At 43.5% G+C, this 982-nt stretch carries 1 pseudogene; it reads left to right on the forward strand.

From position 1 onward, the window contains the following. Nucleotides 1-41: 41 nt before the first annotated feature. Nucleotides 42-982 (forward strand): annotated as a pseudogene (locus UF75_RS29545) (IS200/IS605 family accessory protein TnpB-related protein); the annotation flags it as partial.

Consider the following 982-nt stretch of genomic DNA (forward strand, 5'->3'; position numbering starts at 1 on the left):
CCACAAAGACCTTTCCGCCGGTCACCTTTGGTACGAAGGCCATGTTTATCAGGCGTTGTAAAGGACTAATCACGAAGCAAGAATGGCAAGATTTCCGAAATGATCGCTTTTATAGTCGTGGAGATAAGTCTAAAGGCGGCAATCCCAATCTAAGGGTTGTTTTCAAAGAAGGCATTAGCTATTTAGAAATCTCAACCTTAGAAAAGACAGCAACGAACCGAGCGGTTAAGGTTTTAATGCCAATTTATCTACCACAAAAGCTGTCGAAAAAAACAGGCAAAGTCAACGGACTTAACTATCGACAACTGTTCATAGACTCGCTAGAGCGTGGAGAAGCTTATCAGGTTGAGTTGCTCAAACGAGACGGTAAGTATTACGCTCACATCACCTTTGAAGAGCTTGAAGCCAAGGTGATTTACACAGCTCATCTCAGTATGATCGGCATAGATACAAATCCTGACGGTTTTGGACTCACCAAAGTGAGCAGACAAGGTAATTATCAAGGTCACGCCTATCTAAAACAGTCTGAATTGACGGACTGTCGTAGTGATCGAAGACTTAACTTATGCGGCGAACTAGTGAGGGACGCGGTTAATAAAGCTGAAAAACATCAATGCGGGATGGCTGCCGAAGACTTAAAGTTTAAAGATGACCGCGATGTTACGACGAAGTTAGCAAGAGCATCAAGCCAGTTTGTCTACGCCATACTCCTTCGGATGCTAGAGAGACGTTGCTCACGCCGAGGAGTTGAGCTTTCTAAGGTAAAACCGCAATACACGAGCAAAATTGGCTTGTATAAATATTGTCATCAGTATGGATTAGATGTTCATAATGGAGCCGCGTTAGTCATTGCAAGACGAGGCTACGGCTATAGCGAGGCTGTACCCAAGTTATTTTTAGACAAACTAATTCCAAAGAAAAAGCTCAAGGCTTTTAAAGAGAAGCACGAATGGGGTCAATGGAGGGAAGTAACCAAACGGGT

Origin of the sequence: Desulfosporosinus sp. I2 (genome assembly GCF_000960765.1) — a bacterium.
In the GTDB taxonomy this organism is placed as follows: Bacteria; Bacillota; Desulfitobacteriia; order Desulfitobacteriales; family Desulfitobacteriaceae; genus Desulfosporosinus.